This window comes from Sphingomonas sp. BL-S-30 (genome assembly GCF_055521475.1).
In genome coordinates this window covers 1,700,980-1,717,018 of record NZ_CM145481.1, presented here as the reverse complement: position 1 = coordinate 1,717,018, position 16,039 = coordinate 1,700,980, and the positions used below count along the sequence as shown (strand labels likewise).

14 protein-coding genes are annotated in these 16,039 nt (G+C 65.4%); 5 read left to right on the top strand and 9 right to left on the bottom strand.

Annotated elements, in window-relative coordinates; genetic code table 11:
* Positions 1 to 8: 8 nt before the first annotated feature.
* A complete protein-coding gene (locus ACZ1I5_RS07875; RefSeq protein WP_465173145.1) occupies positions 9 to 1,409 on the bottom strand; it encodes a pyruvate dehydrogenase complex E1 component subunit beta in 1,401 nt (466 codons plus the stop codon).
* Entirely contained in the window at positions 1,409 to 2,452 is a 1,044-nt protein-coding gene (gene pdhA / locus ACZ1I5_RS07870; RefSeq protein WP_465173144.1) for a pyruvate dehydrogenase (acetyl-transferring) E1 component subunit alpha, read from the bottom strand. The genes ACZ1I5_RS07875 and pdhA overlap by 1 nt, the downstream gene beginning before the upstream one ends.
* A 150-nt stretch (positions 2,453 to 2,602) precedes the next feature.
* On the opposite strand from pdhA, the gene ACZ1I5_RS07865 reads away from it, so the two are divergent.
* The 3 genes from ACZ1I5_RS07865 to ACZ1I5_RS07855 all read left to right on the top strand — a co-directional run bounded on the left by ACZ1I5_RS07865 (position 2,603) and on the right by ACZ1I5_RS07855 (position 6,396).
* The gene (locus tag ACZ1I5_RS07865) at positions 2,603 to 3,886 is read left to right on the top strand and encodes an MFS transporter (protein ID WP_465173143.1); all 1,284 of its coding nucleotides are present in this window, start codon (positions 2,603 to 2,605) and stop codon (positions 3,884 to 3,886) included.
* On the top strand, positions 3,883 to 4,803 hold the full coding sequence (cysK, locus tag ACZ1I5_RS07860) for a cysteine synthase A (protein WP_465173142.1): 921 nt from the start codon (positions 3,883 to 3,885) through the stop codon (positions 4,801 to 4,803). Before ACZ1I5_RS07865 ends, cysK begins: the two co-directional genes overlap by 4 nt.
* 240 nt (positions 4,804 to 5,043) lie before the next feature.
* Entirely contained in the window at positions 5,044 to 6,396 is a 1,353-nt protein-coding gene (locus tag ACZ1I5_RS07855) for a cell wall hydrolase (RefSeq protein ID WP_465173141.1), read from the top strand.
* Between the two features lie 144 nt (positions 6,397 to 6,540).
* On the opposite strand, the gene ACZ1I5_RS07850 is transcribed toward ACZ1I5_RS07855, so the two are convergent.
* Genes ACZ1I5_RS07850 through hisI form a run of 4 tightly spaced genes read right to left on the bottom strand, consistent with a single transcriptional unit; the run spans position 6,541 to position 9,686 of the window.
* On the bottom strand, positions 6,541 to 8,343 hold the full coding sequence (locus tag ACZ1I5_RS07850; protein ID WP_465173140.1) for an acyl-CoA dehydrogenase C-terminal domain-containing protein: 1,803 nt from the start codon (positions 8,341 to 8,343) through the stop codon (positions 6,541 to 6,543).
* Between the two features lie 4 nt (positions 8,344 to 8,347).
* Entirely contained in the window at positions 8,348 to 8,776 is a 429-nt protein-coding gene (locus ACZ1I5_RS07845) for a MerR family transcriptional regulator (protein WP_465173139.1), read from the bottom strand.
* 38 nt (positions 8,777 to 8,814) lie between these two features.
* A complete protein-coding gene (locus ACZ1I5_RS07840) occupies positions 8,815 to 9,327 on the bottom strand; it encodes a hypothetical protein (RefSeq protein ID WP_465173138.1) in 513 nt (170 codons plus the stop codon).
* A complete protein-coding gene (gene hisI / locus ACZ1I5_RS07835) occupies positions 9,324 to 9,686 on the bottom strand; it encodes a phosphoribosyl-AMP cyclohydrolase (RefSeq protein ID WP_465173137.1) in 363 nt (120 codons plus the stop codon). Before hisI ends, ACZ1I5_RS07840 begins: the two co-directional genes overlap by 4 nt.
* Before the next feature lie 131 nt (positions 9,687 to 9,817).
* Between hisI and purF the strand changes: the two genes are divergently transcribed.
* Positions 9,818 to 11,275 (top strand): amidophosphoribosyltransferase, encoded by a 1,458-nt coding sequence (purF, locus tag ACZ1I5_RS07830; RefSeq protein ID WP_465173136.1) that lies wholly within the window; start codon positions 9,818 to 9,820, stop codon positions 11,273 to 11,275.
* 103 nt (positions 11,276 to 11,378) lie between these two features.
* Positions 11,379 to 12,089, top strand: coding sequence for an SDR family NAD(P)-dependent oxidoreductase (locus ACZ1I5_RS07825; protein ID WP_465173135.1), 711 nt, complete (start codon positions 11,379 to 11,381; stop codon positions 12,087 to 12,089).
* A gap of 95 nt (positions 12,090 to 12,184) precedes the next feature.
* On the opposite strand, the gene ACZ1I5_RS07820 is transcribed toward ACZ1I5_RS07825, so the two are convergent.
* The 3 genes from ACZ1I5_RS07820 to ACZ1I5_RS07810 form a co-directional block, all read right to left on the bottom strand.
* The gene (locus ACZ1I5_RS07820; RefSeq protein ID WP_465173134.1) at positions 12,185 to 13,438 is read right to left on the bottom strand and encodes a dicarboxylate/amino acid:cation symporter; all 1,254 of its coding nucleotides are present in this window, start codon (positions 13,436 to 13,438) and stop codon (positions 12,185 to 12,187) included.
* A gap of 149 nt (positions 13,439 to 13,587) precedes the next feature.
* On the bottom strand, positions 13,588 to 14,745 hold the full coding sequence (locus tag ACZ1I5_RS07815; protein WP_465173133.1) for a serine hydrolase domain-containing protein: 1,158 nt from the start codon (positions 14,743 to 14,745) through the stop codon (positions 13,588 to 13,590).
* A gap of 1 nt (position 14,746) precedes the next feature.
* Positions 14,747 to 16,018: a class I SAM-dependent methyltransferase gene (locus tag ACZ1I5_RS07810; RefSeq protein WP_465173132.1), complete on the bottom strand. Its 1,272-nt coding sequence runs from the start codon at positions 16,016 to 16,018 to the stop codon at positions 14,747 to 14,749.
* Between the last annotated feature and the right edge of the window lie 21 nt (positions 16,019 to 16,039).

The window sequence follows — 16,039 nt, the reverse complement described above, 5'->3', positions numbered from 1 at the left end:
GTCATGGGTCAACCGCGATAGGTGACCTTCTTCACCGCCGCGACGATCTTGTCGGCGTTGATCAGCGCCAGCTTTTCGAGATTGGCGGCGTAGGGGAGCGGCACGTCCTCGTTGGTGACGCGCAGCACCGGCGCGTCGAGGTCGTCAAAGCCCTCTTCCATCGCGATCGCGACGATCTCCGAGCTGATCGAGCAGGTCGCCCAGCCCTCTTCGACCACCACCATGCGGTTGGTCTTTTTGAGGCTCTTGAGCACCGCTTCCTTGTCGAGCGGACGCAAGGTGCGCAGGTCGATCACTTCGGCCTCGATGCCTTCAGCCGCGAGTGCCTCGGCCGCGTCGAGCGACAGCCCGACACCGATCGAATAGCTGACGATGGTGACGTCCTTGCCCTCGCGCATGACCCGCGCCTTGCCGATCGGCAGGACGTAATCGTCAAGCGCCGGCACCTCGAACGTGCGCCCGTAAAGCAGTTCGTTCTCGAGGAACACGACTGGATCCTCGCTGCGGATCGCTGCCTTGAGCAGCCCCTTGGCATCGGCCGCGTCATAGGGCGCGATCACGATCAGGCCCGGCACGCTGGCATACCAGGGACCATAATTCTGCGAATGCTGCGCACCCACGCGGCTCGCCGCGCCGTTGGGACCACGGAACACGATCGGGCAGCGCATCTGGCCGCCCGACATGTAATTGGTCTTCGCGGCCGAGTTGATGATGTGGTCGATCGCCTGCATCGCGAAGTTGAAGGTCATGAACTCGACGATCGGGCGAAGCCCGCCCATCGCGGCGCCCGTGCCGACCCCGGCAAAACCATATTCGGTGATCGGCGTGTCGATCACGCGCTTGTCGCCGAACTCGTCGAGCAGCCCCTGGGTGACCTTGTAGGCACCCTGATATTGCGCGACTTCCTCGCCCATCACGAAGACGCGGTCGTCCTTGCGCATCTCCTCGGCCATCGCATCGCGCAGCGCTTCGCGCAGCGTGATCTTCACCAGCTCGGTACCTGCGGGCACTTCGGGCTCGGGCGTGCTGGTCTTGATCTCGAGCGGCTCGGGCGTCGCCGCGCCGTCTTCCTCTCCGTCGGAAGCGGCAGGCGCGGCTGCGGGTGCCGCCGGTGCCGGGGCCTCGGCGGCCTTGGCCGGCGCGGGAGCAGCAGGCGCCGCCTCTTCACCCTCGACGTTCAGCGTCGCGATGACGGTACCGACCTTCACGTTATCGGTACCCTCGGCGACGAGGATCTTGCCGATCGTGCCTTCGTCGACGGCTTCAAACTCCATCGTCGCCTTGTCGGTCTCGATCTCGGCCATGATGTCGCCGGACTTGACCATGTCGCCTTCCTTGACGAGCCATTTGGCGAGCGTGCCTTCCTCCATCGTCGGGGACAGCGCCGGCATCTTGATCTCGATCGCCATCAGTATTTCTCCACCAGCACGTCGGTGTAGAGCTCGGCTGGCTCCGGTTCAGGCGTCTGTTCGGCGAAATCGGCGGCTTCGTTCACGACCTTGCGGATCTCCTGATCGACCTTCTTGAACTCGTCTTCCTTCGCGCCGAGCTCCTCGAGCAGCTTCTTCACATGCTCGATCGGGTCGGACTTGTCGCGAACGGCCTGCACCTCCTCGCGGCTGCGATACTTTGCCGGGTCGGACATCGAATGCCCGCGATAGCGATAGGTCTTCATCTCGAGGATGATCGGGCCCTTGCCCGCGCGGACCCAGGCCAAAGCCTCTTCGGCCGCGCCGCGGCACGCCAGCACGTCCATGCCGTCGACCTGGATGCCGGGGATACGGAAGCTCTCACCGCGGCGATAGAGCTGGTCCTCGGACGAGGAGCGGTTGACGCTCGTGCCCATGGCGTACTGGTTGTTCTCGATGACGTAGATGACCGGCAGCTTCCACAGCTCGGCCATGTTGAAGCTCTCGTACACCTGGCCCTGATTCGAGGCGCCGTCGCCGAAATAGGCGAGGCACACGCCACCATCGCCCTTGTATTTATGGCTGAAGCCAAGCCCGGTGCCGAGCGAGACCTGCGCGCCGACGATGCCGTGGCCGCCATAGAATTTATGCTCGACGCTGAACATGTGCATCGAGCCGCCCTTGCCCTTCGAGATGCCGGCCTGGCGCCCCGTCAGCTCGGCCATCACGTCCTGCGGCGGGATCCCGCACAACAGCATATGACCATGGTCGCGATAACCGGTGATCACGCTGTCCTTGTCGGTCAGCGCCGATTGCAGGCCGACCGCGACGGCTTCCTGCCCGATATAGAGATGGCAGAAGCCGCCGATCAGGCCGAGGCCATAGAGCTGCCCCGCCTTCTCCTCGAAGCGGCGGATGAGCAGCATCTGCTTGTAGAAATCGAGCAGTTCTTCCTTGGACGCCTTGTAGGGCTTGGGTTCGTCGGGACGCTCGCGATTGGGCGTCAGGGGCTCGGCTTTCCGAGCAGCAGGGGCTTTGGCCACGTGAGGGAAACCTCGTTTCCGTAGGGGAGGACGGCGAGCCTATAGGCCCGTTTCCTCTCGGACATCAATCGTCTGAGCACAACAGAAGTTTCACCTACCAAAGCAATCGGAGATTGCCCCCTCAAGGATCGCGCGCCTAAAGCCGGCGCAATGGATTCGCCTCCTCACCCGTTCCGCATCGCCAACTTCCGCGCCTATTGGGCCGCCCGCTTCTGCATGACGCTTGCGCAGAACGGCATGATCATCGTGATCGGCTGGCAGACCTACACCATCGCGCGCGAGACCATGTCGCCCGCCGGCGCCGCGGCTCAGCTCGGGCTTATCGGCCTGTTGCAGTTCGTGCCGCTGTTCCTGTCGACTCCGGTCACGGGCTGGGTGGCGGATCGTTTCGACCGGCGCTGGATCACGCGCGTAACCGTCGCGCTGCAGATTCTCTGCGCCTTCATCCTCGCCATGGCGACCTATGAAGGCTGGATGTCGCTTCCCGTGCTGTTCTCGGTCGCGGTGCTGCTCGGCATCGGTCGCGCTTTTGCCGGCCCCGCCTTCTCTGCCCTCGCGCCGAATCTCGTGCCGCGCGAAGTGCTGCCGACCGCGATCGCGCTGAGCTCGATCTCGTGGCAGGTCGGCACGATCATCGGGCCGGCGATCGGCGGCTTCGCCTATTCACTCGCGCCGTCCGCCGCCTATTTCCTGGCGACCGCGCTGTTCAGCGGCGCGCTGATCTGCCTGCTGGCGATCGGTCCGGTCGCGCGCACCATCGCCGTCAGCACCGCGCACCCGCTGAAGCAGATCGCTGACGGACTCGCCTATGTCTGGCAGAACAAGATGATCCTGGGCACGATCACGCTCGATCTGTTCGCCGTGTTCCTCGCCGGCACGAGCGCTCTGCTGCCGATCTATGCCCATGATATCCTGAAAGTCGGGCCGCAGGGCCTGAGCGCCCTCGCCGCCGCGCCGGCAGTCGGCGCATCGCTGACCGCCTTGTTCTTCTCCTTCCGGCCCTTGAAGACCAATGTCGGGCCGAAGATGCTCGGCGCCGTGCTGGTCTATGGTTCCGCCACCGTGATATTCGGCCTGTCGACATCGATGCTGCTCAGCCTCATCGCCCTGTCCGTCGCCGGCGCAGCCGACATGTTCTCGGTCTATATCCGCCAGTCGCTGATTCAGCTCCACACACCCGACGACAAGCGCGGCCGGGTCGGCGCTGTCTCGCAGCTGACCATTTCCGCGTCCAATGAGTTGGGCGAGGCCGAATCCGGCTTCCTCGCATCGGCGCTCGGGCCGGTCGGGGCGGTGCTGGTGGGTGGCGGCGGCGCGATTGTCGTGACCATCCTGTGGACCTGGCTCTTCCCGAGCATCCGCAACGCCCGTACATTCGACCCACCCGCGACGCCCCAGGACGCCGCAGATATTGAGATGGAGGCCGCACGATGAAAGCCAACACGATCCTCGACACAATCGGCAACACCCCGCACATCCGCGTGCAGAAGCTGTTCCCCGGCGCCGAGGTATGGATCAAGTCCGAGCGCTCCAATCCTGGCGGCTCGATCAAGGACCGCATCGCGCTCAGCATGATCGAGGCGGCGGAGAAGTCGGGCGATCTCAAGCCCGGCGGCACGATCATCGAGCCGACCAGCGGCAATACCGGCGTCGGCCTGGCGATGGTCGCCGCGGTGAAGGGCTACAAGCTGGTCCTCGTCATGCCCGAGAGCATGTCGCTCGAACGCCGCCGCCTGATGCTCGCTTATGGCGCGACCTTCGATCTCACCCCGCGCGAAAAGGGCATGAAGGGCGCGATCGAGCGCGCGCTCGAGCTCGTGTCGCAGACGCCTGACAGCTGGATGCCGCAACAGTTCGAGAATCCCGCCAATATCGACGTGCATGTGCGCACCACCGCGCAGGAAATCCTCAATGATTTCCGCGATTCGCCGATCGACGTGATCATCACCGGCGTCGGCACCGGCGGCCACATCACCGGCGTCGCCGAGACGTTGAAGAAGGAATGGCCGCACCTCAAGGTCTATGCGGTCGAGCCCGAGGCGTCGCCCGTCATCTCGGGCGGCCAGCCTGGGCCGCACCCGATCCAGGGCATTGGCGCCGGTTTCGTGCCCGCCAATCTTCATACCCAGGCGATCGACGGCGCGATCAAGGTCGATGCGGCCGTCGCCAAGGACATGGCGCGCCGCGCCGCCCGCGAGGAAGGCATGTTGGTCGGCATCAGCTCGGGCGCGACCCTGGCCGCGATCCTGCAGAAGCTGCCCGATCTGCCCGACGGCGTCCGGGTGCTCGGCTTCAATTACGACACCGGCGAGCGCTACCTGTCCGTGCCGGACTTCCTGCCGGAAAGCTGATCTCGCGCGCACAGCCGGCCTCGACCATATTTCACTGGTCGGGGCAGGCGGGGCAATGCTCGGGAATGTCGTCGAGCGTCGCGGCTCGGGCGCAGCGTCCCACCGCGCCGCGTTCGCCTTGGGCCGCGAACCATTTCGTATCCGAAGCGTTCTGGGCTAAAGGCCCCTGCTTGTCGTCGCCAGGAGCCGCTCTTGCCCCCCTTTCGCGTCGCTCCCTTCATCGCTGAAACCCCTTCGCCCATGCCCCAGCCCTCCGCCCCGCCGGGCAATCCCGGTCCCGGCCTGAACCTCCTGCTGTCGCTGGTCGCGGTCATCGCGATCGCGGCTCCGGCGCTCATCGTCCGCAATGCGCCGCCGGTCGTGCCGCACCATGTGGTCAAGCGCCTGCCGCAACGCGTGGTGCCGAAGGCGGAATTGCCGCCGGTCGAGCCGGTCGCGTTCCAGAATCTGGACCCGGACGACGCCCGCGCCTTCAACGCCTCGGTCCCCTTCTCGACCGGCCCCAATCCCGCGGCCCGGCCCTTCAAATTCGTCGGCACCGACGAGCAGCGCGCCCGGGCGATCGACTGCATGGCCGCCGGCGTGCTCTACGAGGCCGGCGACGATACGCTGGGCCAGCGCTCGGTGGCACAGGTCGTGATCAACCGGGCGCGCCATCCTGCCTTCCCCAAGACGATCTGCGGCGTAGTGTTCCAGGGGTCCGAACGCGTGACCGGGTGCCAGTTCACCTTCACCTGCGATGGCGCGCTGGTGCGGCACCGCTGGTCCGACGCCGCCTGGGTGCGCGCGCGGGAAACCGCCACGCTCGCGCTGAACGGCGCGGTCTACAAGCCCGTCGGCTATGCGACTCATTACCATACCGACTGGGTCGTACCCTATTGGCAGTCCAGCCTCGACAAGATCGCCCGGGTCGAGACTCACCTGTTCTTTCGCTGGACCGGCTGGTGGGGCACCCCGCCCGCGTTCAACCGGCACGTCTCGTCCGACGAACCGGTCATCGCCCAGCTCGCGCTCTATTCCGATGCGCACAAGACAGGCGCCGCGCTGGTCGACGCCACCGCCGCGACCGTCGAGGCCGCCGCAGCGGGTGCGGCGCTGCCGCCCGCGCTGACGACCGACACCAACAGTTTCCTGCTGACGCTCGACCCGCGCATGCCAGCCGACGCCTTTGCCTTGCTGGCGGCGCGTACGTGCGGCGACCGTCCCTATTGCAAGGTCATGGGCTGGACCAGCAAGGCCAAGACGCCAGGTGCGCTACCGCTTCAGCCGACCCAGATCGCGGCGATGTCGTTCAGCTATCTGCGCGACAAGAGCCGCAACTACGACAAGGCGCTGTGGAACTGCACCGAGTTCAAGCGCGCCGATTTCAGCCAATGCATGAAGCTGCAGGTATTGGTGCCGGTTGCGCGCCAGGTCGACAATTTCAAGCTGGAGAGTCTGTCTGGCACCACGAAGGTCGCGCCGCCGCCGGTGACGACGACGATCAAGCCGGTACCGGAGCTGTCGGGCGTGCGGCGCAAAGCGGAGACCCCGTCACCGGCCAGGCCTGTCGCTGCACCGCAAGTGCCAGCAACACAACCGCCGGTGCGTTAGGGAGCGATCCCATCATCCAACGTCACCCCGGACTTGTTCCGGGGTCCATCGCGCCGCGTACGACACGCTTCGGTCCCTGTCGCGCGATGGATGCCGGAACAATTCCGGCATGACGGAATTGGCTAGCAACTACGACTATCGAACTCAGGCCGCGACGAACATCTCCGGCGGCAGCGTCATTAGCGCTTCCGCCCCGCCCTCGATCTTGCGGCGCAGCGCGCCCGCGTCCGGCATGATCCGCTCGGCGAAATAGCGCGCGGTCACCAGCTTGGCGTCGAGGAAGGCGGCATCACCCTCGCCCGCCGCCTTCAGTTTCGCGGCAGCAGTGGCCATGCGCAGCCACATCAGGCCGACTGCGACGATGCCCATCAGATGCAGATAGGGCTGCGCGCCCGCGCCGACATTGTCGGGGTTCTGCATGCCGTTCTGGAGGAACCACAGGGTCGCCTGCTGCAATTCGCCATTGGCCTTTTCGAGGCGCGCGGCGAAATCGGCGGTGGCCGGATCGGCCTTGCCGGCCGCGACGTCCTCGCCGACGACCTTGAAGAAGGCTTGCACCGCCCGGCCGCCGTTCATGGCGAGCTTGCGGCCGACCAGGTCCATCGCCTGGATGCCGTTGGTGCCTTCATAGATCATCGAGATGCGGGCATCGCGGACATATTGCTCCATGCCCCATTCGGCGATGTAGCCATGGCCGCCATAGACCTGCTGCGCGTTGGTCGCGATCTCATAGCCCTTGTCGGTGCCATACCCCTTGATCACCGGGGTGAGCAGGCCGACCAGATCCTCGGCGAGCTGACGCTCCTCCTCGCTTCCCGCGGCATGCTCGAGATCGACCTGGAGCGCACCCCAGAGGCACAGGGCGCGCAGACCCTCGGTCAGCGCCTTGGCATCCATCAGCATGCGACGGATGTCCGGATGCACGAACAGCGGATCGGCCTTTTCCTGCGGCTCCTTGGCGCCGGTCAGCGACCGGCCCTGGCGGCGGTCATGCGCATACTGCACGGCATTCTGATACGCCGTCTCCGCCACGCCGAGACCCTGGAGGCCGACGCCGAGGCGGGCGGCGTTCATCATGATGAACATCGCGGCGAGGCCCTTCATCTCCTCGCCGACCAGCCAGCCGGTCGCGCCGTCATAGTTCATCACGCAGGTCGAATTGGCGTGGATGCCCATCTTGTGTTCGATCGAGCCGCACGACACCGCGTTGCGCGCACCGAGCGATCCGTCGTCATTGACCATGAACTTCGGCACCACGAACAGCGAGATGCCCTTGGAGCTTTCCGGCGCACCCGGGGTCTTGGCCAGGACGAGGTGGATGATGTTCTCGGTCAGGTCATGCTCGCCCGACGAGATGAAGATCTTGGTGCCGGTGATCGTATAGGAGCCGTCGGCCTGCGGCTCGGCACGGGTACGGATCAAGCCGAGATCGGTGCCGCATTGCGGCTCGGTCAGATTCATCGTCCCGCCCCATTTGCCCGAGACCATATGGGGGACGTATTTCACTTTCTGCTCGTCGGTGCCCTTGACCAGCAGCGCGGCGATCGCGCCGTGAGTCAGGCCCGGATACATGGCGAACGCCATGTTCGCGGAGATCATATATTCCTGGAACGCGGTCGAGACGACGTGCGGCATCTCCTGTCCGCCGAACTCGGCTGGCGCCGACAGAGTGCCCCAACCCGATTCGACGAACTTGTCATAAGCTTCCTTGAAGCCCTTGGGCGTCGAAACCGAGCCATCCTCGTGTCGCGTGCAGCCCTCGAGGTCGCCCGACTGGTTGAGCGGGAACAGTATTTCGGCGACGAACTTGCCGCCCTCGTCGAGCACCGCGTCGACCACATCGGGGGTGGCGTTGGCGAAGCCGGGCAGGTTCGCATAGCGATCGAGGCCGACCACATGCTCCAGGATAAAGCGCGTGTCGCGGACGGGCGGGGTATATTGCGGCATGATATCAGTCCTTCAGGCGGCCTTGTGCGCCGTGCGTTTCGAGCAGGGTGATGAAGTCGTTGAGTTCGTCGATCGCGGCATCGATATCCTGCTTCTGTGACGTCAGCAGCGACACGCGCTCGCGACAGCGATCGATCGTGACGGCGCGCTGCACCTGACGGCCATCGCCGATATCGTAAAGGTCGATCATCTCGCGTATCTCGGCGAGGCTGAAGCCGACGCGCTTGCCGCGCAGGATCCAGGCGAGCCGCGCGCGGTCGCGCTGCGAATAGATGCGGGCGGTGCCGCGCCGTTCGGGCGCGATCAGTCCCTCGTCCTCATAGAATCGAAGCGCCCGTGCGGTCACGCCGAACTCGGCTGACAGGTCGGAGATCGAGAAGTGATCGCGATCGGGGTGGCGCTCGATCGCGGCATAGGCGGCGACTGTGGACATGACCCGAAAGCTAGATGCCGTTTACGTGAACGTCAAGCTCATCCACCGCTGCCGCAGAGCAGTTTGCCCTTGCCGTCGCGCAAGGTCGAGGCCTCTGACACCGACTCGCTCAACTGAGTCACGTCGAGCCCCGCCATCGACGCCCGCTGTGTGCAAAGCTTCTGGCAGGCACTGGGCAAGGTGCCCGGAAACTGGATCCTGTCTCCATCGAATTGCGCATCGAATCCGCACCCTTTTGCCCCGTCGAATGCGAGATGGAGCTTCTCTCCCGTCCGGGTGACGGTGCCCGCGCCACCGCAATTCATCTTGTCGCCATAGTCGACAAACACGCCGATCCGGAAGCCAGTGGCGCCGGGCACGATGCAGACTCGATCGGTATCATGTGCGTAGAGGCCGCTGATGTCGGTATTGTCGGGGTCGGGAATGACCCCCGCCTCGATCGCGGCGGCCTCGAGGCCCGTCGCCGCAACGGCATTGCTGGCGGCCTTCTGCTCATCGCCCCGGCAGCCGGTGACGAACAGCATCAATACCAGCGACAGCCCGAGTCTCATTCAACCGGCGCGAGTCGGTCGCCATCGATCCGGCGGTAGAAGCAGCTGCGCTCGCCCGTGTGACAGGCCGGGCCAGCGGCATCGACGATCAGCCACACCGCATCCTGATCGCAATCGATCCTGATATCGGCGACTCGCAGAACATGGCCCGAGGACTCGCCCTTCTTCCAGAGCCGCCCGCGGCTGCGCGACCAGAAATGGGCCTCCCGCGTCGCGACGGTGGCCGCCAGCGCCTCCGCATTCATGTGCGCGAGCATCAGCACCTCGCCCGTGGTGCGGTCAGTCGCCACGGCGGTAATGAGGCCGGTGGCGTCAAATTTCGGGTCGAGCACAAGGCCGGTATCGCGGGAATCGGGCATGGCGAGCACTTAGCGCGACGCACGCAAAACCGCCAATGCGACGGGTGGCGATTAATCCTTGTTACAAAAGCGCGACAAAGCCGAAAGCCGCCCCTATATGGCGGGCGACGCTACTCCCCCCGAAGGGCGCCATGCTTACTACGAATCCATTTGATGACGACAAGCTGCGCGAAGAGTGCGGCATTTTCGGCGTATCCGGCAGCGACGGCGCCGCGGCGCTGGTTGCGCTCGGCCTGCACGCGCTGCAGCACCGCGGCCAGGAGGCGGCCGGCATCACCAGCTTCGACGGTGCCGAGTTCCACACCCACCGCGCGATGGGCCATGTCGCCGGCAATTTCGACCGCGACGACATCATCGGCGCCCTGCGCGGCACCGTTGCCTGCGGCCATGTCCGCTATTCGACGACCGGCGAGACGGCGCTGCGCAACGTGCAGCCGCTCTACGCCGATCTCGCCTCGGGCGGCTTCGCCATCGCGCATAACGGCAATATCTCCAATGCGATGCGCCTGCGCCGCGATCTCGTCCAGCGCGGGTCGATCTTCCAGTCGACCTCGGATACCGAGACGATCATCCATCTCGTCGCGACCTCCAGCTATCGCACCTTCGTCGACAAGTTCATCGACGCGCTGAAGCGAGTCGAGGGCGCCTATTCGCTGATCGTGATGACGCCGGAGGGCATGATCGCCTGCCGCGATCCGCTCGGCATCCGCCCGCTGGTGATGGGCACGCTCGACGGCGCGGTGATCTTCGCCTCGGAGACGGTGGCGCTCGACGTGGTCGGCGCCGAGTTCGTCCGCTCGATCGAACCCGGCGAGCTGGTAATCGTGCGCGGGACGGAGATCAGCTCGCACCGCCCCTTCCCGCCGGCCTCGGCACGGCCGTGCATCTTCGAATATGTCTATTTCTCGCGGCCCGATTCGATCTCGGAGGACCGCAGCGTCTATACCGTGCGCAAGGAAATCGGCGCCCAGCTCGCGATCGAGAGCCCGGTCGATGCTGACATCGTCATCCCGGTGCCCGATTCGGGCACGCCCGCGGCGCTCGGCTATGCCCAGCAGTCCGGCATTCCGTTCGAACTCGGCATCATCCGCTCGCATTATGTCGGCCGCACCTTCATCCAGCCGGGCGACAAGGTCCGCCATCTCGGCGTGAAGCTGAAGCACAATGCCAATCGCGCGCTGATCAAGGGCAAGAAGATCGTGCTGATCGACGATTCGATCGTGCGCGGCACCACCAGCCTGAAGATCGTTCAGATGATGCGCGAAGCCGGCGCGGCCGAAGTGCATATGCGCATCGCCAGCCCGCCAACGCGGCACAGCTGCTTCTACGGCGTCGATACCCCGGAACGTGCCAAGCTGCTCGCGGCGACCAAGAATATCGAGGAAATGAACACCTATATCCAGGCCGACAGCCTGGCGTTCGTTTCGATCGACGGCCTGTACAAGGCGCTCGGCCAGCCGCGCCGCGCCGATATCCGGCCGAGCCATTGCGACGCCTGCTTCACCGGGGATTATCCGACGACCCTGACCGACCAGGACGAAGTCGCCTCGGTCGACCAGTTCGCGCTTCTGGCGGAACGGGTCATATAAATTTCCGTTCGTGCTGAACTTGTCGAAGCACCGTTCTTTCCTTTCCCACGGCGCGCGATAGAAGAGCGGCCCTTCGACAAGCTCAGGGCGAACGGAATTTATTGTGACTGACCTCCCCCTCGCCAACCAGATCGCCCTCGTGACCGGCGCCAGCCGCGGCATCGGCGCCGCGACTGCCAAGGCCCTGGCCGCGGCCGGGGCGCATGTCGTCATCACCGCGCGCACCGCCAAGGATCTGGAACAGGTCGAGAGCGATATCTTCGACGCCGGCGGCAGCGCGACCATCGCCCCGCTCGACCTGACCGAGACCGACAGCATCGCCCGCCTCGGCGCCGCGATCGGCGAGCGTTGGCCGCAGCTCGACATCATGGTGATGAATGCGGCAACTCTGGGCAGCCTCGCTGCCGTCCCCGCGATCGATCATAAGGAGCTGGCGACCGTCCTGACCCTCAATGTCAGCGCCCAGGCCGCGCTGATCACGGCGTTCGACCCGATGCTGCGCAAGTCGAAGCGCGCCCGGGTGATCGGCATCACCTCGAGCGTCGGCCGCACGCCCCGCGCCTATTGGGGCCTGTACGGCGCCTCCAAGGCAGCGTTCGAGACGCTGGTCGGCGCCTATGGCGACGAGATGGAGCATATCAGCAGCATCCGCACCGCCATCGTCGATCCCGGCGCGACGCGGACCAAGATGCGCGAGCGGGCTTATCCGGGCGAGGATCCGGCTTCGGTGAAGGCGCCGGAAGTGGTTGCGGACCGGCTCGTGGCGCTGATCGCCGGCGATTTTGAGAACGGCCATTTCGAGCGGATCGACTGACCCGTCTTGTCCCTTTTCCAGCCGGTCAGGCCCGAGTCGGTTCAAAGCTGACAAGCACGCCGGGTCATACGACGGAGCCACCGAGCGTGAGCTCGTCAGGCAGCGTCCAGGTCGAGCCGTGACGGGTCTTCGTGTTTGCGCTCGAGCTTCGCAACTGTCGCGGTGACTGTCAGATTGCCGCTGGCGCTGGCGACGGTGCGCGTCATATCCAGAAGACGGTCGAACGGCAGGATGAAGCCAACAACCAACGCGGTCTGCGCGCTGTCGACGCCGATCGTCGAAAGCACCGCGGCGAGCATGAACAGCGAGGCGGACGGTACCGGGGCCGTGCCGAACGCCGCCAGGCTGCCGGCGACCAGGATCACCATAAGGTTGGCCGCGGTCGGCTCGATCCCCAGCGCCTGAAGACTGAAGATGCTGATCAGGCCGACATAGGCGGCGGTGCCATCCTTGCCGACGCTGGCACCGAGCGGAAGGATGGTCGACGCGACTGGCCGCGGGACGTCGAGATTCTCGACGGCGCAACGCAGCGCGACCGGCATTGTCGCGGTTGATGACGCGGTGGAGAAGGCGATCGTCAGCGCCTCAGCGATACCGCCGTAGAATTTGACAACGGATCGCCGCGCGATCAGCGCGAGGACGGTCGCATGGACAATGACAATCTGCAGGATCACGCAGAGCACCGTACCGAGCGCCAGCCACTGGACATTCGCGATCACGGCGACGCCATTCGCCGCAACGGCATTCGCGACCAAGGCGAAAACGCCGAACGGCGTGAGTTCCATGACTAGCGAAACGACCTTGAGAAGCGCCGCCGAAGCCGATTGAAGGAACGCGGCAAGCGGCTTGCCGGCATCACCCGAAAGCAAGGCACCAACCCCGATCAGACCGGAAAACAGAATCAGCGCCAGCATATTGCCCGCTGCCATTGCCTCGAAGATGTTGGGTGGCACGATGTCGAGCGCCTGTTGCGCCAGGCTCTTGGCGACCCCGAGGTCGTGCGGGGGCAGATGATGGCCCAGCGGATTATTGGCGCCGGGCCGCAACAGCAGGCCGACGACCATGCCATTTGCCATTCCGATCACCATCAGCGCGGCGAAAAGGCCGATGGCGCGTCCGCCGACCGTGCCCAGTCGCCTGGGATCGCCTAACTCGGTGACACCGGCAGCGATCACGACTAGCAGCACCGGCAAGACCAGCAGCCGGATCAGTCGCAAGAACAGCTCGCCGATGAGCGATATCCACGGCGCGGCGGCGGGAAAAAAAGCCCCGAGCAGGATGCCGAGCACGAGCCCGGCGAGCACGCGCTGCCACAGGGGGAGAACGCTCCAGGCGCGAAAAATGGTCATCGGCTTCCCCCGCTGGCTAACGCGACGATGATCACATGTGGCGCGGGGTATCAAGAACGGGCTCCGGCGGGAGGCACGTGCCTACGCGGCTAAGCGCATGATGTTCACCATCATTCCCCGCCCGTTACCGGGAAGGAATAGACACCCGACTACTTCGCCGCCGCCATCAGCTTCTCGAAAAACGCCAGCCGCGCGAGCGTCAGCGACCGCTCGCTTGCCTTAGGCGCAGCGCTGACCATCGCGATCACCAGCTTCGACTTGGGATCGATCGTGATCATCTGCCCGAAAATCCCCTGCGCGCCATATCGGCCGCCCGGATAAGTCCACCATTGATAGCCATAGCCGAACCCGCCCGGCGCCACCTCGGCATGCGCCCTGGTCGCTTCGGCAAACCAGCCCGGCGCGACCACGCCCTTGCCGCCCTCCAGCGCGAACTGCCCGAACCGTGCATAATCGCGCAGCGACACCGACAGGCAGCAGCCGCTGACCTCCGCCCCGGTCTGGTCCTTCATCCAGAAGCCGTCGCGTTCCATGCCGGCGGGTTTCCAGATCTTCTCCTCGGCATAGGCCGCCAGCGTCTTGCCCGTCGCCCGGCGCACCAGCACGCCGATAAGATTGGTCTCGCCGGTCTTGTAGACCCATTTGGTGCCCGGCGCGGTCTCGCGCGGCAGCTTGCGCATGAAATAGACCGTGGGATCGACGCCCGCCGGCACCGGCTCCAGGAACATCCGCGCCACGTCGGATTTGGGATCGGTATAATCCTCGTTCCATTTGACGCCCGAGGTCATCGTCATCAGCTGCGCCACGGTCACATCGTCATAGCCGCTGCCAGCCAGATCGGGGATGTAACGCGTCACCGGATCGTCGAGCGATTTGATGAAGCCGTCCTTGATCGCCGCGCCGACCAGGGTCGAGGTGAAGGACTTGGCGACCGAGAAGCTTGTCCAGCGGCCTTCCGCGGAGAAGCCGCGCGCATAGCGTTCCAGCCGCACCTTTCCGTCCTGCAGCACGATCAGCCCCGCGACGTTCATCGACGTGATAAAGGCATCCACATCCGCCGCTGCCATCGGGAGCGGCTTGCCCGCGGGCAGCTTGCGTGCCTTCGCAGGATCGGCCTTGATGACATTGCCCGGGAAGATCTTCTCCATCGCCGGGAAGTTCGAATCGCGCTGCGCCTGCGACCAGAACAGCACTTCCGCGCCGACCTGACGCTGAGTCGCCTCGGCCGGCTGCGCCTGACCGAAGCCCTGCGCCGGAATCATCGCGGCGCCCGCCAGCGCGAGCGCACCCAACACCTGCCTCTTCATCTCATCCCCCCTTTATGAGCGTGACCTGCGCGACATGTATCCCGCCGCCTCTGAATCCGCCCTCGCAATACATCAGATAATATCGCCACAGATCGACGAAATGGCGATCGAATTCGGCGGGCAGCCTTCCCGCCGCCACAGCAAGGTCGAACGCCTTACGCCAGCGCTTCAGCGTCTCGGCATAATGAAGGCCGAAATCATGCTGGTCGTGCCAGCTCAGGCCATTTGCTTCGGCAATCGCACGGAATCGGCTTTCCGACAGCAGCATGCCGCCCGGAAAAACGAAGCGCTGGATGAAATCGACATTCGCGGCATAAGCCTCGAAGATCGCGTCATCGATCGCGATATACTGGATCGCGGCGCGCCCGCCCGGCTTCAGCGCCCGCGCGACCGCCTGCAGATAGGCCGGCCAATATTCCTCGCCGACCGCTTCGACCATCTCGATGCTGGCGACCGCGTCATACTGCCCCGCCACGTCGCGATAATCGGTCAGCGAGACCGTGACCCCGTCCAGCCCCGCCTCCGCCATGCGCGCCTCGACGGCGCGCTTCTGCTCGGCGGACAGGGTTATGCCATGCACCTTCACCCCCGCTCGCGCCGCGACCTCGGCGAAAGAGCCCCAGCCGCAGCCGATCTCCAGGATGGCATCACCGAGCTTTGTCGCGGTGCGATCGAGCACCGCGCGAAGCTTGGTCGCCTGCGCCTCCTCCAGCGATTGCGCCGCTGCAATCGGCTCCTCGAACAGCGCGCTCGAATAGGTCATGCCCGGGTCGAGCCACAGGCTGTAGAAGTCGTTGCCCAGATCGTAATGGAATTCGATGTTCCGCCGCGCCCCGCTGCGATGATTGCGGCGCAGCAGGTGCCAGAGCCGTCGCACTGCCCGCATCGGCCCGCGCGATCGCCCCGCCTCGCCCAGCGGGCGGCGGTTGCGCATGAACAGGTCGAACAAGGGCACCGGATCGGGGCTGCGCCATTCGCCGCGCGACCAGGCGACAAACCACCCGGCCGATCCACCCATCGCCAGCCGGATCAGCGCGCGCCAGCTCCTGATCTCGACGATCGCGACCGGCCCCTCGCCCCGCCCGCCAAGCACGCGATCAGTCCCGTCGGGCAGCGATGCCTCGATCGCGCCGGCCTCGAGGCCCCGGTCGATCCGGTCGAGCAGGCGGTGGAACATGCCGGCAAAAGGGGCCAGCAGCCGGTCGACGCGACCAGTCGCCGGTCTTGCGCGCGTGCCGAAGCGACGGCCCCTGTTCGGCGCTGGAACGTTCATCAGGCGGCTCTCATGCACCCG